Genomic DNA, 25,662 nt, shown 5'->3' on the forward strand with positions numbered 1-25,662 from the left:
GTACAGCAATGGCAAACGCGGGATTATACCCCCTGAGCATCGCAGGGCTATCAAACCTTATTGTGGCGTTCATCTATACTGGAGCGAATAGCACTTCCCCTGAGCAGCGCAGCCTTTACTGCTGGCGCGACAATCTCAGGGATATACCTTGCGAGCGGTACTATGCAAGAGATCAAGCCCAAGCCCCCCGCCAGTGCCGGACAACTGTTTGGCCACCCCAAGGGACTCTTCCTGCTGTTTGGCACCGAGATGTGGGAGCGCCTCAGCTACTACGGCATGCGCGGTATTTTTGTCTTCTATCTGACCTCCACCGCCACCGCCGCAGTCTTCGGCTGGGAGCAGCTCACCGATACCGAATTGCAGTCCAAGGCCCTCAGCTATCTGGGCTGGTACGCAATGCTGGTGTACCTGACACCGATTATCGGCGGCTGGATGGCGGACAACCGCTGGGGCCAGCGCCGCTGTATCATGTTTGGCGGCACCCTGATGATGCTGGGACAGTTCGCCCTGGGCTTTCCCCACAGCTGGCTGCCCAATGGCAGCCAGCTTTATATGCTATGGCTCGGCCTGGCCCTACTGATTATCGGCAACGGTTTCTTTAAACCGAATATCTCCACCATGGTCGGGGACCTCTATGAAGAGGGCGACCACCGCCGGGATACCGCCTTCACCATTTTTTATATGGGCATCAACCTGGGCTCCATCCTCGGCTACCTGGTGGTGGGCTGGATTGGGGAAAAGGTCGATTATCAGCTGGCCTTTATCGTCGCCGGTCTCGGTATGCTGGCCGGACTGCTGCTGCAAATGACCCAGGCCAAGCGCTACCTGGGGGAAATCGGTGTAGAGCCTTCCGCGCACCTGGAACAAAAAGACAAGAAAGACGAGGCAATCGATAAGCACCGCCCGCTCACTCTGGAAGAGCGGGACCGCATCAAGGTCATTCTGGTACTGGGGGTATTTATTGTCATTTTCTGGGCCGGCTTTGAGCAGGCCGCCGGCTCGATGAACTTATTTGCCAAATATCGAACCGACCTGAATGTACTGGGGTGGGAGGTGCCCGCCAGTTGGCTACAGATGGTGAACCCCCTATTTATTATTATTCTCGCACCGATTATGGCCAGTATCTGGGTCGGTATGGGAGATCGGGAACCCAGCTCACCGGCAAAATTCAGTTTGGGGCTGATTTTTCTCGGCGTGGGTTTTTTATCCATGTGCGGTGCCGCCCTACAGATCGGCGATTCCGAGACGGTTAAAGCGAGTATTTGGTGGCTGGTATTCGCCTATATTTTCCATACCATTGGCGAACTCTGCCTGTCGCCGATCGGGCTCTCGGTAGTGACCAAACTGTCCCCCCTGCGCTATTTATCCCTGATGATGGGATTGTGGTTTGCCTTTATTGGTATTGCGAATAAAGGCGCCGCTGAAATAGGAAAACTGGTGGGGGTCTCCGGCCCCTTCGCCACCTTCGGCGGAGTCGCCCTGGCGGCAATTATTGCCGGGATTATTCTGTACTTTATTCGCGAGAAACTGGTGGACTGGATGCACGGAGCGGAGGAGGTTCACGTAAAAGTGGGCGAAACCACCCAGGAGGAGCTGAGCATCACCGCCGATCACGACGGTGTCCCGCCCAAACATTTTAGTGGCAATGACAAATAGAGGGGGCTATCCATAAAGGGCATATTTTGCGAACACGGACCGCACTTTCTAGAGTTAACCAATAGCGGACCGCTAAAGGGAAAACGCCTGGCGGTAAAAGACCTTTTTCAGTTAAAAGGCGAGAAAAATACGGCGGGTAACCCCGAGTGGTATAACACGCACCCCGCCGCCACTAAAACCGCAACCAGCTTGCGCCAGCTACTCGAGGCGGGGGCTACTTTTGTAGGCTTTACTCACCTCGATGAACTGGCCTACAGCATGCAGGGGAGTAATTTGCACTACGGTTGCGCCGACAACCCCAGACTGCCCGGTTATTTTTGCGGCGGTTCCTCCATGGGTTCAGCCGCCGCCGTGGCTGCGGGAATGGCCGATATTGCCCTGGGTACCGACACCGGCGGATCGGTGCGAGTCCCCGCGAGCTATTGTGGCTTATTCGGTATTCGAACCAGCCACTCACTTATCCCAACCGACGGTGTTATCGGTTTGGCCCCCTGCTTTGATACTGTCGGTTGGTTCAGCCAAACACCATCACTTCTGTTGGATGTCGGAAAAATCCTGATTCCAGCACAGCACTTATCCACAAATAAAGTAACCCGCCTGGTTATTTGCCCCGAAATCCACCAGTTGGCAGATCCATCCATTCGAGTGGCAATCCAAGAGTTGATACCTACACTCAGCGATCAATTTTCTCTCTGCGAAACCATACACTTGCCCGATACTGAGTTACTGGGTGAATTGGCCGATATATTCCGGATTTTACAGGGCCGCGCCATTACCAATACTCACAGGGTCTGGCTGCGAAAATACCAACCGGTATTTGCACAGGATATCGCCGCAAGGATTACTATGGCGCTCTCCATTGGCGATGATGAAGTGTTGTGGGCCGCTAACAGGCGGCGGCGCTGGTGCCAATGGATGGAGCGCTTACTGCCGGATAATAACAGCGTTCTATTAATACCAACGACGCCTACGACCGCACCGAAGAAAGGCGGCGCTATCGAAGCTGACAAGCTACAAAAACATCGCCAGCGCCTATTGGGCTTAACCGCTATTGCAGGACTGTGGGGCGCGCCCCAGTGCCACCTGCCACTGTTCTCTATTCGAGAAAGTCACAGTGACAGGGATACTGAGGTGCAGAAACCCTCGGGCTTCTCTCTGATCATGGCGCCGAACAGGGACCTTTCCCTGCTGACACTGATAAAACAATTAACCCAATATCTGCAAGACATCACAGGCAGTACCCGAGGTACAGCCTGAGCAAATCATCGCGCAAAGGGCCGCTTAACGCCCTTTGACCAAATAGGCGATGGCCCGATCCAATCCCTCCAGGGTCATCGGATACATATGCCCATCCACCAAGCGCTGGGTCATACCAATACTGGGGGTATACTGCCAGTACTCCTCCCCTACCGGGTTTAACCAGACCAGGTTACTGTAGGTATCGGTGACACGCTCCATCCAGGCCGCGCCGGGCTCTTCATTCATATGCTCGACACTGCCGAAGCGACTGGTAATTTCAAAGGGTGCCATAGATGCATCGCCGACAAAAATTACTTTGTAGTCCTTGCCGTAAGTGCGCAGTATTTCCAGCAATGGGGTATTTTCGCTGTAGCGCCGCTGATTGTCTTTCCACACATGTTCGTAGACAAAGTTGTGAAAATAGAAGTATTCGAGGTGCTTGAACTCGGAGCGGCAAGCGGAGAACAACTCTTCACACACGCGCACATAGGGGTCCATAGAGCCCCCCACATCAAAGAAGATCAGCACCTTAATCGCGTTGTGCCGCTCCGGCACCATTTGAATATCCAGTAATCCCGCATTGCGCGCGGTGGAGGAAATGGTGTTATCCAGGTCCAGCTCTTCGGCGGCGCCGCTGCGGGCAAATTTACGCAGTTTGCGCAGAGCCACCTGAATATTGCGAGTGCCCAGGCCGATGCTGTCATCCAGATTTTTAAACTGGCGCTTCTCCCACACTTTCGACGCCGAGCGATTGCGACCTTTGCCGCCCACCCGAATACCGCCGGGGTGATAACCGCTGTTGCCAAACGGGCTGGTGCCGCCGGTGCCAATCCAGCGATTGCCACCGCTGTGGCGCTTCTTCTGCTCCTCAAGGCGCTTCTTGAATTCCTCCAGCAGCTTTTCCAAGCCACCGAGGCTTTGCACCTGGGCCTTTTCCTCTTCGCTCAGTTGCTTCATAAACTCCGCCCGCAGCCAGTCCTCGGGGATCATTTGCTCAACAATATCGTCGAGGGTCTCCAAGTCCTTAAAATAGGCGGCAAAAGCGCGGTCGAATTTATCGAAGTGCTTCTCGTCCTTGACCAGGCAGACACGGGCGAGGAAGTAAAATTCCTCCAGATCGGCAAATACCAGGCGCTGCTGCAGTGCCTCGATCAGGGCCAGCAGCTCGGTGATAGTTACCGGTAATTTGTAGCGGCGTAAATTCAGGAAAAAGCCAATCAGCATAATAATTCGCAGTCAGCACAGGGAAAAATAACACCCGCATCGAGCGGGCCGGGGTTACCGGGGCCCTCAAGCCCCGGTGATATAAGCAAATACCGTTTAGCGATTGTCGCGACGGGCCATAAACGCCAGGCGCTCCAGCATATGGACATCCTGTTCGTTTTTCAGCAGGGCGCCGTAGAGTGGCGGGATGGCGCTGCTGCTGTCACGGTTTTTCAGCACTTCTTCGGGAATATCATCAGCCATCAACAATTTGAGCCAATCGATCAGCTCGGAGGTGGAGGGCTTTTTCTTCAGGCCCGGAACCTCGCGCAGCTGGAAGAAGATATCCATTGCCTCAGCCACCAGCTGCCCTTTGATCTCCGGGTAGTGCACATCGACAATTTTGCGCATGGTGTCGCGGTCGGGGAAGCTGATGTAGTGGAAAAAGCAGCGGCGCAAAAAGGCATCCGGCAACTCTTTTTCATTATTGGAGGTGATAATAACGATGGGGCGCTGCTTAGCCTTGATGGTTTCGCCGGTCTCATACACAAAGAACTCCATACGATCCAGCTCAACCAGCAGGTCGTTGGGGAATTCGATATCCGCCTTATCGATTTCATCGATCAGCAGCACCACACGCTCTTCTGCGGCAAAAGCCTCCCACAACTTGCCGCGCTTAATGTAGTTGCCGATATCGTGGACCTTATCCACCCCCAGCTGGGAGTCCCGCAGGCGAGATACCGCATCGTACTCATACAGGCCCTGCTGGGCTTTGGTGGTGGATTTAATATGCCACTGGATCAACTTTAAGCCGAGGCTCTCCGCCACCTGCTCGGCGAGCAGTGTTTTACCGGTGCCAGGCTCACCCTTGATCAATAGTGGACGCTGCAAGGTAGCGGCCGCATTCACCGCCATCTGCAAGTCTTCGGTCGCTACATAGCTTTCGGTACCGGTAAACTTCATAACTGCTCCAATCCTGTCGTCGAGGCTATCTATCTCTTTTAGCGAATGATAATTGATCAACCGGCGGGGAGCGAGGCGGGAACGCTCAAATTAGATGACCAGCCTGAGCTAGGCTGTCTGAGTGCTGCGGCGGTGTACAACCTGGCGCCCTTTGCCGGTGATATACCAGCGAATACCCAGGTGGCTGTGAATTTTACCGACCATTTCCAGTACCAGTAAGCCGTTTAAAGCGCGGGCGATGGAGTTGGTTTCCATACCGCTGTCCTGCACCATGCCGACCAGAGAGCGAAATACGCACTCGCCGGTATTTAACAGGTGCAGCACCTGCAAGGCATTGTCATCCAGTTTGCGGATCTGGTTAAAATCGATCATCGGCCCCTGCTCTGGATCGCCTTCGATTTCATGCTCCAGCAGGGGCATCATTTCCAACTGCATAGTGCGCAGTTCCTGCTCCATATTTTCGACACGGGCGCGGGCAATACTGGCATCGCGCAACTGGCGCCGCGCGGCATTAAATACGAACATACGAGAGGCAATCGCGGCCAGCAGGCAGTAACCGGTAAAAATCAACAGCCTCGACGGATCACCCTGGATCTCTATCAGCAGGTCACTCTGGGTGAATTTGAGGAAAATCGGCACCATCAGTGCGCCACACAAGCCCATAATCAGGCAGCGGGCCAACCCTGCCGGGTCCTCTTCGGTAAACAACATTTGATAGTAATTGACCAACCCACCCAAAATGCCCGAAACCAGCATTACTGCGGTCAATATAAGCAGGTGATCGAGCATCAGTATTCCTCAGCCATTTCGGCTCTCACTACCAATCCGTGCAGGTGGGTGTTGAACTGAATATTTCACTCTTTCCAGCAAGGTCCTATAGGTGCGAGATTGTGTCTATTTATCGGCAGCCGTCGCTTTTTTTGCTGGACACCTAACAGGAAAGTGACACGGCTTTTACATTGTTTTACATCGCGCCACAGCGGGAACTAGTTTAATAGATATAGCAGCTGTCATTGGTTGAGGTTGGCTGTGTTAAGGAGTTTGGCGCCTTTGATACCAGCTGGCCTGGATATAAGCGTCGAAGAGCCAGTGATGGCCTTGTCAGAGGCTTAAGGCGCAGTCAATAGAATCCCAACCAGGCTGAGCTCCAACGCCTTATACGACAAATAAACGGGCCAGATACTATCACCCAGCAACCGGAGAGCCTAGCCTGCCCGCTGCGCTTCAAGGTCTCAATTGGGGGGAGGTCCTGCTTAGCAGGCCAATACAAGAAAGTAAAGCTAGGCAGGCTATGTTATGCGCCGCTGTGGCACCGATGGCTACTAACAAACTATACGATCGGCGGCGACAGGCAGCACTGCAGCAGCAGTGGCTGAGTCCTTAGCTCGTTGCCAGATAGGTCGATCACAGAATAGCGTCAGCAATTGCTTGGTTTGAGTGGACCGGGCTTATTTAAACAGGGCAAAAAATCCAGGAATCAGGTTAATACCTTGGCTTGTTATCAATTCTTATCCTCAAGGCTGTTACCCAGCAGCTACCAATCGACATAGCTAGAAATAAGGAAGATTAGGCTGTATAACGGCAAGACCTCTCAGTACAGCCTATTGAGATTTACCGCGATAACTATCGTGCCAGGCGTCTAGCCGACCAAGCTGCTGGCCGTTGCGCACTGTGATTGATTAGAGGCAGTTTGGTTGAGGTGGGGAAACGCGAGTTTCCTGGCACATTTGCGTAGTAACACTTAAGGGAATAGGAGACTAAAGGAGCATGAAATGTCCTGTCTGCGATGGATTTATTAGTCGAGATTGGCTGCAAAGCAGCTGCATTGAAGCCAACGACGAGTTTGAGTGCCCGGCCTGTAAGGAGGCGTTGCGGCTTATCGAGGATGAGGGCACATATAATGGGGCTATAAACTCTTATCTTGAGGTTTTATAGCCTAGCGGCCAATACATGAGACACCCCGGATTAACGACGGCAGAAAGTCCGTGCAAAAGCAATCCATTTAGTTTCACTTATATCCAGGGTTTCCCATAGCCTTACTGTTACAGCTATGACACTGCTGTGCTGAGTAGCCACTTGTCCATCCAGGCAGATAAAAATTAGGACTAGTGGGAATTTTTAAATCGGAACCAATAGTTTCACCCACGTTATTCCTATTTATAGGATTCCGTCTTCCTCTGGAAATTACCCTTACGCTGCCCAGTATTTATTGCCATTGCCCACAGTATTACTGATTGCTTTTGGTAAATTGCGCGCGTAACCACCATTTTTTGATAGCGCGTCTTTCCCCAAAACATAACCAGCCAGACTAAAACCAATAATTGCCAATGTGGTTCGTGCAGCTTCCCAATGCCCTAGAGCCTGCTGAAAATCGTCCCAACCAGCAGCGGTAGCACCACCACCAACGCCATATTTACCGAGCAACAGAATCGCCTCTGTTCGCACATTCTGTAACGCATCGGGATTTCTTAAATCGAACATATTAGTCCTAACTCCAACCAAGTGTATCCCAGCAGCTTCACAGTATTTTTTCAGATCTTCCTCCCGAGTATTTCCTCCCCGAGGATTAGAAAAAAATACACTCTGATGCGAAAGCTCATTTCCCTCAGCCACCAAGGCACTGATAGCGGGCCGCTTAGCCAGGTTTTGTAGAGCCTGCACGAAAGTACCTGCACCCTCGCCATGCACTAACCAGTGAATACGGGCATTGTTGGCTTGGGCCTGCTGGATCAGTGCAGTGAGAGCCCTAGCGTTATGCTTTGTTTGATATTGGCCGTTTTGCCAAAAAAGTGAATAGTGTTTTTCATCACTGGTTAAATCGTGAGGATTTAGCGCTCCATTGTAAGCATTGGCAATATGCGTAATTAACAGTCTACCTGCCTCCTCTTTACTGCCAAACTTACCACTGACAGCTGCGTAGTGTGCACTGTTCCAGCGATGGCCATGATCCATGCTGGTTTGCCAATATGAATCAGTTTTCCATTCGTCGTCCTTTCGATTCACACGGTACAAGCCTGTAGCTTGATCTTCGACAGGCGCTGAAATGGTACTATCGATATTCAAACCGTAAATCAGTACATCACCATCGCCATCTATCTGGTAATTTATCTGCGCGCCATCCAAATTCAGGGCGCGGACACTATTGTCACGACCACCGGGGGTAACGGCCAAGCTATAAACAGCTCGTACCAGACTGGTTTTGTAGTAGTTGCCAATGTGTTCACGCTTAAGTAAATCCCAGATAGGGTAGTGCTGCTTAAACACATAGACGCTGCGATTGATATTGAGGTTTTCGCCCTGCTCCACAATGGCTTTCCAGGCGGTACTACCTGCTCTCATAGCTGCTCCTTGCTAATATCAATATTGAATGGTGTTTGTTAAATATTGAGTGCCCTTTGAAATTTTACTCCTGCCAATCCGGCGGCGGACTACCGGGCTTAGTAATAATAATGTCGCTACCGAACTCTCCCCCCCGATGCCACTCGGGATAGGTCCAGACTTCAACTCCACGCTTATAACTAGCTCTAGCCTCTGGCCACTGCTGCCGCGCCTTTAATAGTTGTGACCGAGCATCAACACCAAACTGCAATGAGACGCTATCGCATACCGTATCGCGAATGCTATTCATTGCGGCTAGACAAGGCTTTACCGGTGCATAGCCCAGATAACGAAAGTTGAGTCTTATATAATGATGCTGACCGAGGGGAATAAACAAGCGGCTGGAAAAGTAGGTACCGTAGTATGGGTTTTCTTCCAGACGTTGGGAAGGGTGATCATCATGCTTTTCAAAAAAGATAGCTGTTGCCCCACCCAGCTCACGCAGCTGCCAATTAAGGGGAGCTTTCTGCACATAGTCGTCGGGATGGCAGGGCCCCCAGTAATATAGGTAACGCATAATGACCTGCTCAAAGTGCTGCGGATTAAAACAACTCATATTTTTGGGCAAGGCGTCATGTCGATTCAGAGTCAGCACAAAATCAATAGTACCAATAGGGCGAACGTGCCAAATAGGGCCAAACAACTCCCAGCTGCGCTTCATTAGTGTCTGGCTGGCTACGTCCTCACGTCTCCACTCTTCATAGCCACTGTCATCAACGTAATTACGATTAGCAAAAATATTGACCCGCTGCGGCGGCTCCTGACTGGAATCGCCAAAGCTGTCATGGCAAAAGTTGGGCGGCAAACTAAAAGTCAGGCGGCTACCGGAGAGATCGATAGCAATAGTCTCACGCTCGTGACGACGAGGGATAAAGGGCCGCTGACGCGAGGCAAATAAGCGAGATAACATGGGGAAATCCATCCTTACTCAATCGAAATCCTTGTCGATCATGCAGAAGAGTATCACGTAGCCATTGTGATTGATATTGAGGTTTTCACCCTCCCCTAAAATAGCCCTATCGGCAATACTACCTGCACCTATAGCAACTCCTCGCTAGCATCAATATTAAAGTTAGACTTGAGTACCCTTTAAAAGCTTACTCCTGCCAAGCCGGTGGCGAGCTACCGGGCTTAGTGATAATAATGTCGCCACCAAACTCTCCCCCCCGCTGCCACTCGGGATAGGTCCAGACTTCAACTCCGCGCTTATAACTAGCTCTAGCCTCTGGCCACTGCTGCCGTGCTTTTAATAGTTGTGACCGAGCATCAACACCAAACTGCAATGAGACGCTATCGCATACCGTATCGCGAATGCTATTCATTGCGGCTAGACAAGGCTTTACCGGCGCATAGCCCAGATAACGAAAGTTGAGTTTTATATAATGATGCTGACCGAGGGGAATAAACAAGCGGCTGGAGAAATAGGTATCGTGATGCGGATTCTCTGCCAATACTTCTGGCGGATTGATACGATGCTTTTCAAAAAAGATAGCTGTTGCCCCATCCAGTTCACGCAGCTGCCAATTAAGGGGAGCTTTCTGTACCTGAAAGTTAGGGCGACAGGGGCCCCAGTAATACAAGTTGCGCATGATAATCCGCTCAAAGTGCTGCGGATTAAAACAGCTCATATCTTTGGGCAAGGCGTCATGTCGATTCAGAGTCAGCACAAAATCAATAGTGCCAATAGGGCGAACGTGCCAAATAGGGCCGAACAACTCCCAGCTGCGTTTCATTAGTGTCTGGCTGGCTACGCCCTCGCGTCTCCACTCTTCATAGCCACTGTCATCAACGTAATTACGATTAGCAAAAATATTGACCCGCTGCGGCGGCTCCTGACTGGAATCGCCAAAGCTGTCATGGCAAAAGTTGGGCGGCAAACTAAAAGTCAGGCAGCTACCGGAGAGATCGATAGCAATAGTCTCACGCTCGTGACGACGAGGGATAAAGGGCCGCTGATGCGAGGCAAATAAGCGAGATAACATGGGAAAATCCATCCTTGCACAACCGAAATCCTTATCGATCGCGCAAAAGAATATATCGAGGACTATGGATTATCAATTTCAGCGGATTATCAGTAGCCACCACCTATACTGCCATTGATCCATTTAATGATGGGGGATAGCGACCAATAATAACTATCGGTAAGGCTCCTGAGGCATACCCATAACGGCTCCGGGCCTACTGAGTAGTCCAGAGGCAGGAAGGGCATATGCTTCGTTCAACACTCATCAAGTGCTGGAATTAAGGCCCCAAAATTGACTGCAAAGACCAGACTCCACCAGTGATCAAAAGAACGATATACGAATTTGTAAAAGGCAAACAGCGCCAGATTACCTATTGCGGCTTGAATATTTATTTGGGCAACAGTATCCATGGATAGCCCTTTGGGTTAAATTTGGGCGGCGGCTCACAAAATATTAATCTCTGAACTTTGAGCGCGCAGTGAGATTAAGAGAGAGCGGATATGACAGTGAAGCACCCCCACTCCTATCCATAGCACAAGGTAAAATAAGTGGAGTGAAGCCACGGGTATTGATAAAACCAGAGGCCTCAATAGAGAAGGGTTAAGAGTCCGAGAGCTAGGCGGCCTTGGAAAAGTTACTCATCAAATGAGAATACCAATAAAATTAGGCTACCCTACTCTCTGGCACGCCAGCCATACCTTGAGTTACTGCTCGTCGAAATAGGGATCTTCGTTAAAACGGCGCTGTCTTTTCCGGCGGAACTTTAACAATAAGCTGATAAACCCCCAAACCAGCATAATTGCCAGGGCTCCACCTGAAGCAAAAATCAGATGGGTAATTACTTCTGGCGCTGCGCCCTCGTCTTCAAACAGAGTTTGATAAACAAACAGCGGCAATACCGGCACCGCTACCGACTCCGCCACAGAGGTCTTTGCCGGTATCAACAGCACTGCCGCAACCACTAACAGCAATGTCTGGCGCACCCAGCTCCAGCGCCAATTGCGCATAAACCACCAGCCCGCCAACAACATAATCAGTGTTGAAACGGCGTATACCATCCAGGCAAATTGGAAATCTTCTGACATTCTCTCACTCTACTTTCTGGCACTCCGATATCAAAATCGGATATACACCTGGGCTTTTTACCGCATCACTCCCTCGGCACTGGCGTACCCATACCCTTGCGGGAATAAACACGACCAGCTACCCATCAATACAAAGAGTGATCCTATTGATTATGCGCAATATTCAAAAGCGTTCACAGACCGCAGTTCCCATTTCCGATCAGCCGGGGTCAACCCACGAAATAATATGCTCTTCCATATCATCCGGGTGGACCGAGTCTTCGCTAACCACGCGTCCACGCACCGATATCCCCGCCCGGTGTACTGACTCCGGATCTCCCGATACCAGTGGGTGCCAATCCGCAAGGGGGCGCCCCTCCGCGAGACTGCGATATGCGCAGGTGAGCGGCAACCAATCGAACTCGGGAATATCCTCTATACGCAACTGAATACATCCGGGGACATGGGCTTTGCGCTGGCTGTACTGACTGCACTGGCAGGAGTGGGTATCCAACAGCCGGCAGGCGACATTAGTGAGGTAGACCTCGCCCGTATCGTCATCCTCCAGGCTGTGCAGGCAGCAGCGACCGCAACCGTCACACAGCTGCTCCCACTCGGACAGGTTCATTTGTTCCAGCGTTTTTCGCCGCCAAAAAGGCCTGTGTGCCATTTAGCTCAACTCAGCGCTGTAATTTGCTATTTTTTAGTGCGATTTCACTCATTTCTGAGTCGGCTACCGGCGGCATCTGCAAATAATAGCCACGGGTGCGCACCTCTTTGAGCAATTTGTCCGCCTCTGCCCGGGCCAACTTTTTATCCGGGGTCATCAACATCGTAGTGACATGCTGTGGCTTGCCGAACAGCGCCAGTAGATTATCCGGGACCCGCGCTGTACCCTCGCGCTTATCCACATACAGATACATTTCGTCTTTATTCGGACTGCGATAAATATCGCATAAAACTTTCACTTCATTTCCTCTTTACGCAATTGTTTCAAGGCCTCGAGCAAGGGGCGACCAACCACATCGGACCGCCACCCTCTGAGCCGGCCCTGCAATTCTGGTTGGCGGGCCTGGACCAAGGCTTCCAGCTCTTTCTTGCGGATTAAAATTTCGGCGGGCAAGCCGGCCCGCTCGGCGATAGACACCATTTCAAGCCGCAGTTGCTTAAGGATCTCCCCCTGCTGCCGGTTGAGCGGCTGCTGCATTCGCGCGGGCGGGTCCTCTCTGTCGCAGGCCTGGGCAACAATTTTCAGCAGTGCCTCACCGTGCTCGCGCAGGGCCCGGCCCTCCATACCCAGCTGGCTCAGTGCACCCTTATGCCGGGGCAACTGTTGAGCCATGCCCATACAGATATTTTCTTTCAACAAGTGGTTGCGCGGCATATTCAGTACCCTGGCCTGCTTCTCGCGCCAGGCGCACACATCCTGCAACACCGCCAGCTGTTTACTGCGCAGGCGCCAGGCGCCTTTCACTTTTTGATAGTAAACCTCGGGCGGATTCGGGTTGCGCGCCGAGACAACCAGTGATTCGCAGTCTTCCTGCAACCACGCCAGGCGCCCCTTCCCGTTGAGGTCTTGCACCAATACGTCGTAGAGCACCGGCAACCAGGCCACATCTAGAGCGGCATAGGTTTTCTGCGCATCACTGAGGGGCCTCTGTAGCCAGTCCGAGCGGGTTTCACCCTTGGGCAATTCAATATGCAGCAGCTGGTTTACGGTCGCCGCATAGCCCAAACCCGCGCCCATACCACAGAGCGCTGCGGCAATTTGAGTATCGAAAATGGGCTCGGGAATCACCCCCAGTAAGCGCTCCAGGGTTTCCAGGTCCTCGCTACAGCTGTGCATAATTTTGGTAACAGCGGTATCGAGCAAAAGGTCGCGCAGCGGCTGTAAATCCTCGATCGCCAAATTGTCGATCAGGTAGCAGTGCCTTCCATCACCGATTTGAACCAGGGCCGGTTGCGGATAAAAAGTACGGCTACGCATAAACTCGGTGTCCAGGGCCACCGCACTTTGCTTGCGCCACTGTGCACACAATTCTGCCAGCTGCTCACAGCTGTCGACCCAGCGTGGAGTGGTATCTATTTCTGTCATCGATATCACTCAACTGCCGGAGAAAAATGCGGTTCGACTATTAAAGGCGTGGGCGAGAGTACCGCCATCGATATATTCCAGCTCTCCGCCGATAGGCACACCGTGGGCGATCCGGCTCACTGCCACGCCCTGGGCGCGGGCTCGCTCGGCAATGTACTGCGCCGTGGCCTCGCCCTCTACCGTCGGATTGGTGGCGACAATAAGCTCTCGCAGCGGCTCGCTGGCAAGCCTCCGCTCCAGCAGATCGATTCCCAGGTCCCCCGGGCCAATGCCATCGATGGGCGAGAGGTGTCCATGCAGGACAAAGTAGCGACCGTGGTAATTGCCGGCCTGCTCGATAGCCAGTACATCCGCCGGTGTCTCCACCACGCAGAGCGAGTCCTGCTCGCGCCGGCTATTGCTGCACAGCGCACACACGGCCTCTTCGGTCAGGGTGCGGCACTGGCCACAGCGGCCCACCTGCTCCACCGCCTGCGCCAGGCTCTGGGCCAGCAGGGCGGCCGCCTCGCGGTCTTTCTCCAACAGGTACATTGCCATGCGCTGCGCGGACTTGGGGCCCACACTGGGCAGGCAGCGAAGCGCGCGGATCAGCTCTTCAATCAGGGGACTAAACATACAAACTCAAAACCAGTGGATGGCCACTTCTTAAAAGGGGAACTTAAAGCCTTCAGGTAAATTGATACCTGAGGTCAGGTCTCCCATCCCCTGCTTTTGCAGTTCCTGTGTTTTCTCCTCGACCCGGCGCACGGCGTCATTGACTGCGGCGGCCAGCAGATCTTCCAGCATTTCCTTCTCTTCGCTCATCAGGGAGGGGTCAATTTCCACAGAGGTGACATCGTGGCGACCGTTCATGGTCACCTTGACCATGCCCGCACCGGACTCACCGCAGATGCGCAGCTCCGTCAGATCCTGCTGCATCTTCTGCATTTTTTCCTGCATATCAGCCTGCATCTTCTGGGCCTGCTGCATTAAATCGCCCAAACCTTTCATAGGTAACCTCTTATCTTGTGCCTGTGGTCCCGGGAGTGGCCCGGGCCCTATTTGTCATTAATCTTCAACTACTAGTGATTCTACGGAGCCCGGCACCAATTCCGCACTCAATTCTGCCTGTAATTCTTGAACCAATGGGTCGCTGGTCAACGCATCCTCAGCCGCTTGCAGTCGCGCCTGGCGGGTAGCGGCGACCAAGCGGGCGGGAGTACTGCCGTGCACCTGCCCTATTTGTATCTGCGCTACCACCGGCTGCTGGAAAAGATCAGCCAGGGAGTCGCCCAGGCGCCGCTGGTGAACTTCGTCATAGAGGCTGCTGTAGGATTCGTCCAGAGTGAACGAGAGGATATTGTCCTGCCTTCCCACCATCTCCAAGTGCTGGGCAATGGAGTGCAAAATACCGGTGATACCCAGCTGCCCATACATCACCGGCCAGCTGCCGGGGGTTAAAGCTTCCAGGCGCGCTTTCGGTACTTCTCGACGGTGGTTTTCTACCGGCGCCTCTCGCGAGGCCGTCGCCCCATTTTGTTGCACTGGGTGCTGTGGTGGCGGTGCCGACTCCACTTGTGCAACTCGCTGGCGCAGCTCGGCCAGAACGTCCTTGCGCTCGGAGGGCGCTTCTACCACTTTTTGTGCGGGGGGCGAACTTATCACTTGCTCTGGCTGGGCCTCCAGCGCCGGCTCGCGCGGCTCAGCCCGATCCTGTGGTGATCCCAGGCCCCGCTCTACTTGTGGGGGCACCACATCAACCGCTGTAACAACCGGCGGCTGCGCCGCTTCAGGCTTTTTTACCGGGCGGGCCTCCGGCACTGCGGGTGCTACCGGAGCCTGCGGCGGCACTGCTGCGCGAACCGCTTCTGCTGGAGCAGATTCGGGCGTCGCTGGCAGTGGCGAGCGGGGAATATCGGCAACCCCCTGGGGACGGAAAGCCAACATGCGCAGCAGAGCCATTTCAAAGCCACTGCGCTGGTCCGGGGCCAGGGGTAAATCGCGGCGGGCCAACAGAGCCATCTGGTAATACAGCTGCACGTTTTCCGGAGCGATACGCCCGGCTAAACCTCTCAAACGCTCGCCGTCACCGAGGGAGTTATCGATAGACTGCGGCAATACCTGGGCCACTGCGATACGGTGCAGGCTATCGGCGAGCTCCGCCAGCGCTGCACTGTAATCTGGAGCCTGCTGGGACAATTCGGCCACTGTGGCAAATAGAGCCTGGGCATCCTCTTCAGATAGAGCTTGCAGCAACTTCCACACCAGCCCGGTGTCGATACTGCCCAGCATGCCGCGCACTTCCGCTTCAGTAATTTGCCCCCCGCCAAAGGCGATAGCCTGGTCGGTAAGGCTCATCCCATCGCGCATACTGCCGTCTGCGGCGCGGCCGAGATGCCACAGGGCCCCCTCTTCGAATGGGACCTGCTCCTGCTCCAATACAAATTTCAAGTGCCCCACAACCCGCTCGGGGCTCATATTCTTCAGTTTGAACTGAAGACAGCGGGACAACACCGTTACCGGCAGTTTCTGCGGATCAGTGGTTGCCAGGAGGAACTTCACATGGGGGGGCGGCTCTTCGAGGGTTTTTAGCAGCGCGTTAAACGAGCTGTTCGACAGCATATGAACTTCGTCGATCAGGTAGACCTTAAAGCGGCCCCGGGTCGGCGCGTACTGCACATTTTCAAGTAGCTCTCGCGTGTCTTCGACCTTGGTGCGCGAGGCGGCATCCACTTCGATCAAGTCGACAAAACGGCCATCGGCAATCTCATTGCAGGTATGGCACTGGCCGCAGGGCTCAGAACTGACCCCCTCCTCACAGTTTAAGCACTTGGCCAGGATTCGCGCGATCGTGGTCTTGCCCACGCCACGGGTACCGGCAAAGAGGTAGGCGTGATGCAGGCGGCCATTATCCAGCGCGTTGATCAACGCCTGGAGAACATGCTCCTGTCCCACCATCTCGCGAAACAGCTTCGGTCGCCACTTCCGTGCCAGTACTTGATAACTCATTCAATCTCCGGTGCTCGACACACCTCTACAAAGTCTTATCGGCTGCGCCTGTGGCGCGGTCGCCATTATACCGGCATCGACCGCGAGGCATAGGGAATAGAAGCTCGTGACCAGTCAAGTTCTATCGTCCCTCTCGTAGCCAAACCGGTGCTTGTGATATAACTGTGCGCCAGCTCGCACTAAGAACAATCAGTCCATAACTACGGCGAGCAGGGTATGGGGATCACGATCAGTAATGAATAAGGCCAGGAAGACGCTTCTCGAACGGCTGTTTACCGAGCACGGACAGGCCTTGGTACGCTTTGTCTCCCGCATTGTCAAAAGCCCTGACGATGCCGAGGATATTGCCCAACACGCCTATTTGCGCCTGCAAAAGCTCAGCGATGAAAAGGAACTAGAGAACCCCCGGGCCTACCTCTACCAAATTGCCAATAACCTGGCCGTGGACCAACTGCGCCGGGGCAAGCTCCATGTAGAGTACGTAAGCCAGCAGGTTCCCATGGAGGGCGAACCCTACACCGATGATCACGCAGACCACCAGTCACCAGAAAGGCTGCTAGCGGCCCGCCAGCAGCTACAGTCCATCTATGACACCATGGACAAACTGCCGATCAAGTGCCGCCAAGCCTTTCTACTGCACAGGACCCGGGGTCTCTCCTATAGCGAGATTGCCCGGGAGATGAATATTTCGGTGAGCAGTGTGGAAAAATATATTTTGCAGGCTTTGAAAGCCTGCCGTAAGAAGGTCAATCCAGACCCCTGATCCACAAACTTAAAAAACGAGCCGCTCATTGAAGCCACAATCTCTGGAGTAGTAACAACTCGGGTTGCAGATGCTATCCGCTGGGCCCGCTACGGCTGGGAACGCCATAAAAAAGGGCAAGTTTAAACTCAGAGACTTTAGTGAAGTCTCGACAGCCGAGATCGCAGATATCACCCGCAGAGTCGAACCAGAGGTCCATCGGGAATCCTCGGACGCCGGTTGCGAGGCCGCACCGCAATAACCCAAAAGCTCCCAGGCAGAACGGAGCAGTGCGCAGTTAAGGGGAATTTAGGGTGGTGGAGCCTAAGCCAAGGGTAATACTGCCCCCACCAATAAATCGTACCGATCCATAAACGGATACCTGCAGACTCGGCTTTTCGCAACAATATTCCCACCAAAAAGAAAAAGCAGGTATAAATTTCTGCTAACTAGACCACTGTAGCCCACAGCAGGCTGGTATAACCTGAAACAGGATAGGGAATGAACAATAAGAATAAAGAGGAAGTCCAGTTTTCATACCCACCTCTCAGGAAAATTAATTGAGGGGGCCAGCTATTCAGCCGTCTCAGCTTTCAAGAGTCGCGTTGAGTAAACCTAAATACTCTACAAGTGACAGAACTTTTTACTGCAATACAGCAAAAACGCGTTGGAATTATTTTTTTACTTAGCCACGTATGCAGTAAAGGTCGCACAAATCGAGAAGTTTTGAGTAATATGCCACTTTTAGTGTCACAGTACTAAGTAAGATTTTTATAACCCTAGGTGCTAGAGCAACCATGAAGACCAACCCCAAGCAAGCAATAAGCGAAGATAGCCTGGATCAGGCTTGCGCCTGGGTTGCTCGTTTACGCTCCGACTCAATCAGCTCTAGTGACCGCCGCCAGTTCAGCCAGTGGGTTGCCCAAGAGGAAAACCAGCAAGCCTTTGCTGAGATAACTGAACTCTGGGGTGACCTGGGCGCTCTATCCCACCTACCGGTTGACACCTTATTCCCAGAGAGCATCCCGGCCCAACAAAACCGCCCCACAGAGGAGAAGAGCCCAAAGCAATGGGCCCTGCCACAGTGGCTTATGGGTGGAGGGCTGGCAGCCTGCGGAGCAATAGTTGCCCTCTGGGTTGGTTATCAGGGCACTGGCGATAAGTTTAATCCTCAGCTGTACGCCACCGAGCGCGGGCAGGTACAAACTATAAACCTACCCGACGGCTCAGAAGTAAAACTGAACTCAAATAGCGAGCTGCGGATAATCTACAACCGCAATGAGCGCCGCACAGAGTTAGTGCGAGGAGAAGCTTTCTTCGAAGTGGCAAGACAGACCTCTCGCCCCTTTACTGTTGCGGCAGGCAGCGCCAACATCCGCGTTCTGGGTACCGAGTTTAACGTTGAACTCAACCCCAAGAGCACAAAGGTGTCCGTGACCGAAGGTACAGTTTCGGTTAGTGAGGCCGATAGCGCCCCCGGTCTACAGCCAGAGTCAGTGCAACTGGTTAAGAATGAAAAAGTCAGCGTATCCGACCGGGGTCTGAGCCCAATCGGCCAAACCTCAGTAGAGGAAGCTACCGATTGGACCCGAGGGCTTCTAGTCTTTGAGAAGACCCCGCTTAAGGATGCTTTAAACGAGCTAAATCGCTACTTGAGCGTTCCCGCTGCCGCCTCACCTAAAGTCGAGAACAGATTAGTCTCTGGAACCTTTGAGGTCTCCGACCCAGATAACACCCTGAAAGCGATCGCTACCGCTCTCGATTTACACGAGGATCACAGCGACTCCAACCTGACTATCTTGTCTCCCGCACACAACTAGGTTATAACCGTCGATACGGCGGTTGCATACTAGCCAAGCAAAATCAGCCCGCCCCAAAACTAAGAAAAGCTATTAAGTTGCCGCATTTTAATATGCGGCATATCTAACAATGGGCACCTCATTGATACTTAGGCACTGGATAACCCTATCCCTTGCGCTAGCGCTCAGCTACCCTGGCGCTACCTTTGCCCTGTGCCCAGAATCAGGAGTCGAAATACCCAAGGGAAATCTCTCTCAAGCACTGATATCCTTGGGGCAGCAATGCAAAATCTCACTGCTAGTGAGAGCCTCATCAGCTGCGAGATTTCGAGTCGATAAACAACGACTGCGCACCTCTCAGGGGCAATTTGAGCCCGCGCTGGAGCAGCTACTCAAAGGCACACCGCTATCCTTCAAAAAAGTGGGGCCATCCTCTGTAGCCGTTATTGAAACAGCTCAATCTGACACCCCACCCCAAGAAACAGCGGGCATCACACAGACTGAAGAGGTAACCGTTACAGGGCAAAGCCTAACGGGAAGCCACTTGCGCCACTTTCAATCCGGTGGGTATCTGCCAGTTGATCGCCTTTCCCGAGAACAGCTGGAGATGACCGGCGCACAAACCATCGCCGATTTACTCAAGTTCCTACCCGCCATCTCAGGCAACTCCACCAGTACTTCCGTTAGCCAGGAGAGCGATGGTACCGCGACCGTCTCACTGCGCGGCCTCCCGGCCAACAGCACCCTTGTTCTCCTCAACGGGAGACGAATTATTAGCGATGGGTTTAATGGGGAGGCAACAGACCTAAACACCATTCCCTTAGCCCTGGTTGAAAGAGTGGAGATACTAAAGGATGGCGCTTCGGCCGTTTACGGCTCCGATGCTATCGCCGGGGTTGTAAACATAATCCTACAAACCGACTTTGAGGGGCTCTCGCTAAAAAGTTTCTACGGACAGGCCTCGCAAGGTGACCGGCAGAGTGAGTCCCACCATTTGACCTGGGGCTGGAGAGGAGATCGAGCCCATATAATGCTCAACTTGGCTCAAAACCGCCAAGGGGAAGTGATGAGTCGAGACCGCGATCTCTCGCAGTCGGCAGATAGTCGTGCGCTGGGCGGCACAGACCAGCGATCATCAGCCATCCCCGATGGGTTTATCGCCCTTGAAGGGAGCAAGGTATTAACTAATCTCTCACCTGGGATGTACCAAAGCTGGTCACCAGAAGAAAAATTTGATTACAGCCACTACACCTCGGCAGTAACCCCCACTCAAAGCGACTCGATATATATAGCCGGCAATCTGGATATCGGCGAAAGCACTCAAGCTTACTCTGAGCTTATGGGAGTGCGATCCAGCGGGAAATCAACTTCCGCCCCCACCCCCGTGTTCACTCGCTTTGACAACGGGAACCTGACAATCTCAGCCGACAATATTTACAATCCCTTTGACCAGGAAATTTACGATGTGCGCAGGCGTATCATTGAGCTTGGCCCAAGGACACAAGACAACCGCACAAATACCTGGCGATTCAATACCGGTATAAAAGGCTTTTGGGATGAATGGCAATGGGAGTTGGGAGCTTCACTCCACAAAACCCACAAGAAGGAAACTCTCAACAATGTTATAGACCCCCTTGCGCTATCTATAGGTCTAAAAGGGCCAGATATCTGCAATAAGGAAACGTCCTGCGTAGCAATTAACCTTCTCGGCCCCAGTGGCACTATCAGTGCCGAACAATTGGAGTTTATTCGCGGTCAAAGTATCACCACCAGCGACTCGCGCATGAACTCTTTCACATTTATCACCGACGGCATCATCAAAAGAATAGCGGCGGGAGATATTCTGGCGGCAGCGGGCATGGAGTTCAGACGGGAGAAAGTGAGCCTTCACTCCAACGACTGTGCTGGGCTGTCCTTTATTGGCGGGCACGCACCTGGCTCTACAGAGGGGGCTCGACTGATTAAAGAAGCCTTCGCAGAGGTATCCATCCCACTGATTGCAGATAAACTGTGGCTGGATGGCGCGATTAGAAGCTCCCACTACGATGACTTCGGAGATACTAACAATCCAAAGCTAGCCCTGAGGTGGAAGCCAACCCCCTCACTACTCGTGCGAAGCAGCTATACCACGGGATTCAGAGCCCCAACCCTGACAGATATGAATCAACAGGGCTACCAAACCCAGGAATTCCTATTCGATCCCTGCACCAGCTCAAATGCCAGCGGCCTTCCCGGCTGCCAGCGTCAATCCGATAGTTCACGGATACAATATTTAACCGAGTTTAGCGGCAATCCGGACCTAGTGCCGGAAACATCCCGCACAGTCTCGCTCGGAGCAACATGGGAGCCCATTGAGGCCCCTAACTTTACCGCTAAATTTGATCTTTACGATATCGATGAAGACCAGGTGATCGGCACCAACCCCCAATTCTTACTGGACCAAAATGCATACTACAATCTGTATACTGACTTGGTCGTGCGCGATGAAAACGGGGATATCATTAAAATTTATGCTTCCCGCACCAATCAGGGCAGTAGAAAAATTCGCGGATACGATACCGCTTTCCGCTACAACTACCAGATAAACGAAAATAAGCAGATCCAATTCGCCCTGAATATCAGCAGAATGCTGCGCTATTTCAACCAGAGCTCACCCAAATCAAGCGAAGAAGATCTTATTGGAACCTTTACCGACACTTCCAGCGGTGGACTGGGCTCGCTCCCTAAGTGGAAGGCCAATGCCGGGGCCTACCTAAAAGGGGGGCTATGGAATGCCGCATATACCGTGCATTACGTTGACGACCTCAAAGAGACTTTTATCAACCAAAACGGTACCGATCAATACCGCAAAATCAGCAGCTGGTCATCCCATGATGTCCGGCTCGCCTTCACCCCAAGCAGTCGACTTCGCCTCGCACTTGGCATAAACAACCTGCTAAACCACTCGCCGCCCTTCGCTTCAACGGCGGATAGCAACAACTACGACTATCAGACCTACGACCTCACCGGCCGATTCTTTTACGGAAGCTTTTCTCTAAAGCTCTGACCCCTCTCCAATCTGCACCCTACAGCCCCCTCACGGGTATCCACCACAAAAGCTATCGGGGCAAAAAGTAAATTCGCACAAATCGACCAAACCTGTCATTACGCAGTATCAGAAAAAACACGATTCTTTTGAGGGGTTCTGTCCGCCAATCGTTAATAAGTGTGTTGGGAGGAAAGTAGCCACTTGGGGGTAGCTACTTTCAGCAATCGTCACACGTGACAAAAGACTATAAATCCAACGATCAAGAGAGGATTGACAATGAAAAAGAACCTCCTGTCCGCAGCCGTAAAAGGGGCCTTAGGCTTCACCGCTGCCGCAATTATGGTTCCTGCTGCTCCTGTTTTTGCACAACAAGATGCGGAAATGGTTGAAGAAGTTGTAGTAACCGGTTCCAGAATCGAGCGCGCTAATGACATAAGTGTAAGCCCTGTTACTTCCGTTAGCGCTGAAGACCTTAAAGCAACCGGTGTTGTTCGTGTTGAAGACCTGATCAACGACCTGCCACAAGTTGCCGCGACCCAAACCGCCGGGCAAGCCAATGGCTCCACTGGTACCGCAACTGTTTCCCTTCGCGGTCTCGGATCTCAGCGCACCCTGGTACTTATTGACGGCCGCAGGATGCCTGCTGGCTCTCCCCTTGCTGGCGGCTCCGGTGCTGACCTGAACCAAATTCCCGGTGCACTCGTTGAGCGAGTTGAAGTACTGACTGGCGGCTCTTCTGCGACCTACGGTTCCGACGCAATCGCAGGCGTTGTCAACTTCATCATGAAGGATGATTTTGAAGGTGTACGCTTTGAAACTCAGACGAGCGTCTACCAGCACAACAACGACAATAGCAGCATGCAGCGTCTGGTAGAAGACAGCGGCTACGATGTTGCTGACGGCAGCGTAACCGACGGTGACACCAATGACTTCTCATTGATCATGGGTGCAAACCTGGACAATGGCCGTGGTAACGTTACAGCCTATGCCAACTACCGTAAAATCGATGCCGTTCTTCAGTCCGATCGCGATTACAGTGGCTGTAGCCTGTCCGGCAGCTCTGACAATTTCTCCTGCGGTGGCTCCTCCACTGTGCCCTGGGGTCGCTTTACTGACTTTGGTGCAAACTCTGGGGACACAACTGAAGGCTTTGATTACAGCCTCGGGGATAACGGCGAGCTGGTCGACTACTCACGCCCCTATAACTACGGCCCGCTGAATTACTTCCAGCGCCCGGATGAGCGCTGGACCATGGGTGCTTTTGGTCACTATGAAATCAATGAGCACGCAGAAGCTTATGCCCAGCTGATGTACGCTGATGACCGTACCGTTGCCCAGATTGCCCCCTCCGGTGCCTTCTTTGTTACCAGCGATCTTTACTGTGGTAACCCCCTGCTCTCTGACGAACAGTTTGAAGCTTTCTGTGGCGTTTACGGCCTGACCGAAGATAACTATATCAGTGACCTAAACGTCGTAAATACCGATACCGATACTGGAGCAATCACCGAAAACGAAGGTGCCCTTTACATTGGCCGACGCAATGTTGAAGGCGGCCCTCGTCAAGATGATATGCGCCACACCACATTCCGTGGTGTATTTGGTTTGCGCGGAGATATCAACGACAACTGGAACTACGACGTTTACTACCAGTACTCCGAGGTAAGCCTCGAACAGACCTATTACAACGATATGTCTGTAACCAATATCCGCCGCGCCCTGGATGTTCGAGAAGATGAAGATGGCAACGCTGTTTGTCAGTCTGTGATCGATGGATCCGATCCCAACTGCGTGCCTTGGGATATTTTCTCCGCAGATGGCGTAACCCAAGAAGCTATTGACTACCTGGTTCTTCCTCTGTATGCCCGTGGTACTACCGATCAGGAAATTCTTTCTGGTTATGTAACTGGTGACCTGACTGACTACGGCTGGAAGCTTCCAACTGCCGAAAATGGCATTGCCGTTGTAATGGGTCTTGAGAGCCGCCGTGAAAAGCTAAACTATTCACCGGACATGGGCTACCAGAATGGTGAAGGTGCCGGCCAGGGCGGCCCAACCCTACCTGTAGATGGCTCTCTCAACGTTAAAGACATTTTTGCTGAGATGAATGTCCCTATTCTCAGCGGTATGCCTGGTGCTGAATACCTGGGCCTGGAGTTGGCTTATCGCTACTCCGACTACTCAACTGATGAGCAGACCAATACTTACAAAGTTGCCGCTGACTGGCAGCCCATTGACGACCTCAAAGTCCGTGCCAGCTTCCAGTCTGCTGTACGCCACGCCAACATCCGTGAACTATATCGCGCACAATCCATCCAGTTGTTCGATATGGACTTCGACCCATGTGGCTCCCGCACAGCAGCTGATGGCTCTGTAATTGGCCCTGAGTACACCCTAGAACAGTGTATGAATAGCGGTATTACTGCGCTAACTTACGGCGATGAGATCGATTCACCTGCCGGCCAGTACAATTTTATTGGTGGCGGCAACCCTGAATTGTCCCCAGAAAATTCTGACACTCTCTCATTTGGCTTTGTTTATTCTCCAGAGTTTGTTGACGGACTGACCCTCAGCATTGACTACTTCAATATTACTGTTGAAGACGCAATTGCCTCTATCCAGCCAGAAACTATCCTCGATAAGTGTATCGAAACCGGTGAAGAGCTGTTCTGTGGCGCAATCAGCCGTGGCAGCAACGGCAACCTGTGGATTGGCGATGCATCCATTACCGCTACTGACGTAAATATCGGCTACTTCGAAACCGAAGGCTTTGATATCAATGCCAACTACGGCTTTGATGTAGGCAGCTACGGCGCTGTAGATATGAACTTCATCGCCACCTACCTCACCAAGTGGGACCAGCAGGAATTTGAAGGTGAGCCGACCGAAGAGTGTGCGGGTTACTGGAACAGCTCCTGTGGTACCCCAACACCTGAGTTTGTCAGCACCTTGCGCGCAACCTGGTCCACTCCCTGGAACGTGGATATCAATGGTAGCTGGCGCCACATTGGTAGCGTCACTGACCTGGGCTCAAATAATGCAGACTTTGATGCAATCAACTATTTTGATCTGTCTGCTGCCTGGGTGGCCTCTGATAACGTAACGATCCGCAGTGGTATCAACAATGTCTTTGACAAAGAGCCGCCTCTGACTTCAGATGCCGGCGCTGGTATCTACGGCAACGGCAATACATTCCCTGGTATCTATGATGCTCTGGGTCGCTACGCCTTCCTGGGCCTGACTGTCGATTTCTAAACACTGTTTGTTTATAAGTTGAAAGTCTAAAAAGGCGCGACAAAATGTCGCGCCTTTTTTATATATCTAGCCAATCACCTCAAGTGAAAGACCGTGAACACCTGAACGCTAAGGGGCAACGATCCTCCCCCTATTGCTTAGGCAGACCACGTGAGTATAGAAAATCAATATCCCATTGAGGCAATCTACTTAAGCACAAATACTTGATACTACGACCTTGCCCAAAATATCGGCAAGCAATTAAAAACTTGAGCAACAAAAAGACAAAGAAGGCGCAGGAAATTAGAAAAA

General features: G+C 52.6%; 20 protein-coding genes. 6 read left to right on the forward strand and 14 right to left on the reverse strand.

Annotation, left to right across the window (positions count from 1 at the left end; genetic code table 11):
• Positions 1-162 precede the first annotated feature (162 nt).
• Both ACJJIF_RS10850 and ACJJIF_RS10855 read left to right on the forward strand, forming a co-directional pair.
• On the forward strand, positions 163-1,656 hold the full coding sequence (locus ACJJIF_RS10850; RefSeq protein WP_444932228.1) for a peptide MFS transporter: 1,494 nt from the start codon (positions 163-165) through the stop codon (positions 1,654-1,656).
• A 21-nt stretch (positions 1,657-1,677) separates the two neighbouring features.
• The gene (locus ACJJIF_RS10855) at positions 1,678-2,913 is read left to right on the forward strand and encodes an amidase family protein (protein ID WP_444932343.1); all 1,236 of its coding nucleotides are present in this window, start codon (positions 1,678-1,680) and stop codon (positions 2,911-2,913) included.
• A gap of 24 nt (positions 2,914-2,937) precedes the next feature.
• Here the strand turns inward: ACJJIF_RS10855 and ACJJIF_RS10860 are convergent, their stop codons facing one another.
• The 14 genes from ACJJIF_RS10860 to dnaX all read right to left on the reverse strand — a co-directional run bounded on the left by ACJJIF_RS10860 (position 2,938) and on the right by dnaX (position 16,550).
• On the reverse strand, positions 2,938-4,119 hold the full coding sequence (locus tag ACJJIF_RS10860) for a vWA domain-containing protein (RefSeq protein ID WP_444932229.1): 1,182 nt from the start codon (positions 4,117-4,119) through the stop codon (positions 2,938-2,940).
• A gap of 96 nt (positions 4,120-4,215) precedes the next feature.
• Positions 4,216-5,061, reverse strand: coding sequence for an AAA family ATPase (locus ACJJIF_RS10865; protein ID WP_444932230.1), 846 nt, complete (start codon positions 5,059-5,061; stop codon positions 4,216-4,218).
• Positions 5,062-5,169: 108 nt separating this feature from the next.
• Entirely contained in the window at positions 5,170-5,850 is a 681-nt protein-coding gene (locus ACJJIF_RS10870) for a YEATS-associated helix-containing protein (RefSeq protein ID WP_444932231.1), read from the reverse strand.
• A 1,401-nt stretch (positions 5,851-7,251) separates the two neighbouring features.
• Positions 7,252-8,400, reverse strand: a complete 1,149-nt coding sequence (locus ACJJIF_RS10875) for a hypothetical protein (protein ID WP_444932232.1) — start codon at positions 8,398-8,400, stop codon at positions 7,252-7,254.
• Positions 8,401-8,464: 64 nt separating this feature from the next.
• Positions 8,465-9,349, reverse strand: coding sequence for a hypothetical protein (locus ACJJIF_RS10880; protein ID WP_444932233.1), 885 nt, complete (start codon positions 9,347-9,349; stop codon positions 8,465-8,467).
• Positions 9,350-9,536: 187 nt separating this feature from the next.
• Positions 9,537-10,421 (reverse strand): hypothetical protein, encoded by an 885-nt coding sequence (locus tag ACJJIF_RS10885; RefSeq protein WP_444932234.1) that lies wholly within the window; start codon positions 10,419-10,421, stop codon positions 9,537-9,539.
• A gap of 236 nt (positions 10,422-10,657) precedes the next feature.
• Positions 10,658-10,813, reverse strand: coding sequence for a hypothetical protein (locus tag ACJJIF_RS10890; RefSeq protein WP_444932235.1), 156 nt, complete (start codon positions 10,811-10,813; stop codon positions 10,658-10,660).
• A 294-nt stretch (positions 10,814-11,107) separates the two neighbouring features.
• The gene (locus ACJJIF_RS10895) at positions 11,108-11,488 is read right to left on the reverse strand and encodes a hypothetical protein (protein ID WP_444932236.1); all 381 of its coding nucleotides are present in this window, start codon (positions 11,486-11,488) and stop codon (positions 11,108-11,110) included.
• A gap of 199 nt (positions 11,489-11,687) precedes the next feature.
• Complete coding sequence (locus tag ACJJIF_RS10900) at positions 11,688-12,137, reverse strand: YcgN family cysteine cluster protein (protein WP_444932237.1); 450 nt, start codon at positions 12,135-12,137, stop codon at positions 11,688-11,690.
• A gap of 10 nt (positions 12,138-12,147) precedes the next feature.
• Positions 12,148-12,435: a YcgL domain-containing protein gene (locus ACJJIF_RS10905; RefSeq protein WP_444932238.1), complete on the reverse strand. Its 288-nt coding sequence runs from the start codon at positions 12,433-12,435 to the stop codon at positions 12,148-12,150.
• Positions 12,432-13,562, reverse strand: coding sequence for a ribonuclease D (gene rnd / locus ACJJIF_RS10910; RefSeq protein ID WP_444932239.1), 1,131 nt, complete (start codon positions 13,560-13,562; stop codon positions 12,432-12,434). Before rnd ends, ACJJIF_RS10905 begins: the two co-directional genes overlap by 4 nt.
• Positions 13,563-13,571: 9 nt before the next feature.
• The gene (recR, locus tag ACJJIF_RS10915) at positions 13,572-14,177 is read right to left on the reverse strand and encodes a recombination mediator RecR (protein WP_444932240.1); all 606 of its coding nucleotides are present in this window, start codon (positions 14,175-14,177) and stop codon (positions 13,572-13,574) included.
• Between the two features lie 30 nt (positions 14,178-14,207).
• Entirely contained in the window at positions 14,208-14,552 is a 345-nt protein-coding gene (locus tag ACJJIF_RS10920; protein WP_444932241.1) for a YbaB/EbfC family nucleoid-associated protein, read from the reverse strand.
• A 57-nt stretch (positions 14,553-14,609) separates the two neighbouring features.
• Complete coding sequence (dnaX, locus tag ACJJIF_RS10925) at positions 14,610-16,550, reverse strand: DNA polymerase III subunit gamma/tau (RefSeq protein ID WP_444932242.1); 1,941 nt, start codon at positions 16,548-16,550, stop codon at positions 14,610-14,612.
• A gap of 235 nt (positions 16,551-16,785) precedes the next feature.
• Between dnaX and ACJJIF_RS10930 the strand changes: the two genes are divergently transcribed.
• From ACJJIF_RS10930 to ACJJIF_RS10945, 4 genes are all read left to right on the forward strand, one after another.
• A complete protein-coding gene (locus tag ACJJIF_RS10930; protein WP_444932243.1) occupies positions 16,786-17,313 on the forward strand; it encodes an RNA polymerase sigma factor in 528 nt (175 codons plus the stop codon).
• A 776-nt stretch (positions 17,314-18,089) separates the two neighbouring features.
• Positions 18,090-19,112 (forward strand): FecR family protein, encoded by a 1,023-nt coding sequence (locus ACJJIF_RS10935; protein ID WP_444932244.1) that lies wholly within the window; start codon positions 18,090-18,092, stop codon positions 19,110-19,112.
• A gap of 280 nt (positions 19,113-19,392) precedes the next feature.
• The gene (locus tag ACJJIF_RS10940) at positions 19,393-22,137 is read left to right on the forward strand and encodes a TonB-dependent receptor (protein ID WP_444932245.1); all 2,745 of its coding nucleotides are present in this window, start codon (positions 19,393-19,395) and stop codon (positions 22,135-22,137) included.
• A 258-nt stretch (positions 22,138-22,395) separates the two neighbouring features.
• Positions 22,396-25,371: a TonB-dependent receptor plug domain-containing protein gene (locus ACJJIF_RS10945; RefSeq protein WP_444932246.1), complete on the forward strand. Its 2,976-nt coding sequence runs from the start codon at positions 22,396-22,398 to the stop codon at positions 25,369-25,371.
• The last annotated feature ends 291 nt before the right edge of the window (positions 25,372-25,662 follow it).

The organism is Microbulbifer regidiadema (SeqCode), assembly GCF_052467605.1.

What these genes read in the sequence shown, in the direction of transcription:
- ACJJIF_RS10850 (WP_444932228.1), top strand. Translation starts at nt 163, where the DNA reads ATGCAAGAGATCAAGCCCAAGCCCCCCGCCAGTGCCGGACAACTGTTT.
- ACJJIF_RS10860 (WP_444932229.1), bottom strand. Translation starts at nt 4,119, where the DNA reads ATGCTGATTGGCTTTTTCCTGAATTTACGCCGCTACAAATTACCGGTA.
- ACJJIF_RS10865 (WP_444932230.1), bottom strand. Translation starts at nt 5,061, where the DNA reads ATGAAGTTTACCGGTACCGAAAGCTATGTAGCGACCGAAGACTTGCAG.
- ACJJIF_RS10870 (WP_444932231.1), bottom strand. Translation starts at nt 5,850, where the DNA reads ATGCTCGATCACCTGCTTATATTGACCGCAGTAATGCTGGTTTCGGGC.
- ACJJIF_RS10875 (WP_444932232.1), bottom strand. Translation starts at nt 8,400, where the DNA reads ATGAGAGCAGGTAGTACCGCCTGGAAAGCCATTGTGGAGCAGGGCGAA.
- ACJJIF_RS10880 (WP_444932233.1), bottom strand. Translation starts at nt 9,349, where the DNA reads ATGTTATCTCGCTTATTTGCCTCGCGTCAGCGGCCCTTTATCCCTCGT.
- ACJJIF_RS10885 (WP_444932234.1), bottom strand. Translation starts at nt 10,421, where the DNA reads ATGTTATCTCGCTTATTTGCCTCGCATCAGCGGCCCTTTATCCCTCGT.
- ACJJIF_RS10890 (WP_444932235.1), bottom strand. Translation starts at nt 10,813, where the DNA reads ATGGATACTGTTGCCCAAATAAATATTCAAGCCGCAATAGGTAATCTG.
- ACJJIF_RS10895 (WP_444932236.1), bottom strand. Translation starts at nt 11,488, where the DNA reads ATGTCAGAAGATTTCCAATTTGCCTGGATGGTATACGCCGTTTCAACA.
- ACJJIF_RS10900 (WP_444932237.1), bottom strand. Translation starts at nt 12,137, where the DNA reads ATGGCACACAGGCCTTTTTGGCGGCGAAAAACGCTGGAACAAATGAAC.
- rnd (WP_444932239.1), bottom strand. Translation starts at nt 13,562, where the DNA reads ATGACAGAAATAGATACCACTCCACGCTGGGTCGACAGCTGTGAGCAG.
- recR (WP_444932240.1), bottom strand. Translation starts at nt 14,177, where the DNA reads ATGTTTAGTCCCCTGATTGAAGAGCTGATCCGCGCGCTTCGCTGCCTG.
- ACJJIF_RS10920 (WP_444932241.1), bottom strand. Translation starts at nt 14,552, where the DNA reads ATGAAAGGTTTGGGCGATTTAATGCAGCAGGCCCAGAAGATGCAGGCT.
- dnaX (WP_444932242.1), bottom strand. Translation starts at nt 16,550, where the DNA reads ATGAGTTATCAAGTACTGGCACGGAAGTGGCGACCGAAGCTGTTTCGC.
- ACJJIF_RS10930 (WP_444932243.1), top strand. Translation starts at nt 16,786, where the DNA reads ATGAATAAGGCCAGGAAGACGCTTCTCGAACGGCTGTTTACCGAGCAC.
- ACJJIF_RS10935 (WP_444932244.1), top strand. Translation starts at nt 18,090, where the DNA reads ATGAAGACCAACCCCAAGCAAGCAATAAGCGAAGATAGCCTGGATCAG.
- ACJJIF_RS10945 (WP_444932246.1), top strand. Translation starts at nt 22,396, where the DNA reads ATGAAAAAGAACCTCCTGTCCGCAGCCGTAAAAGGGGCCTTAGGCTTC.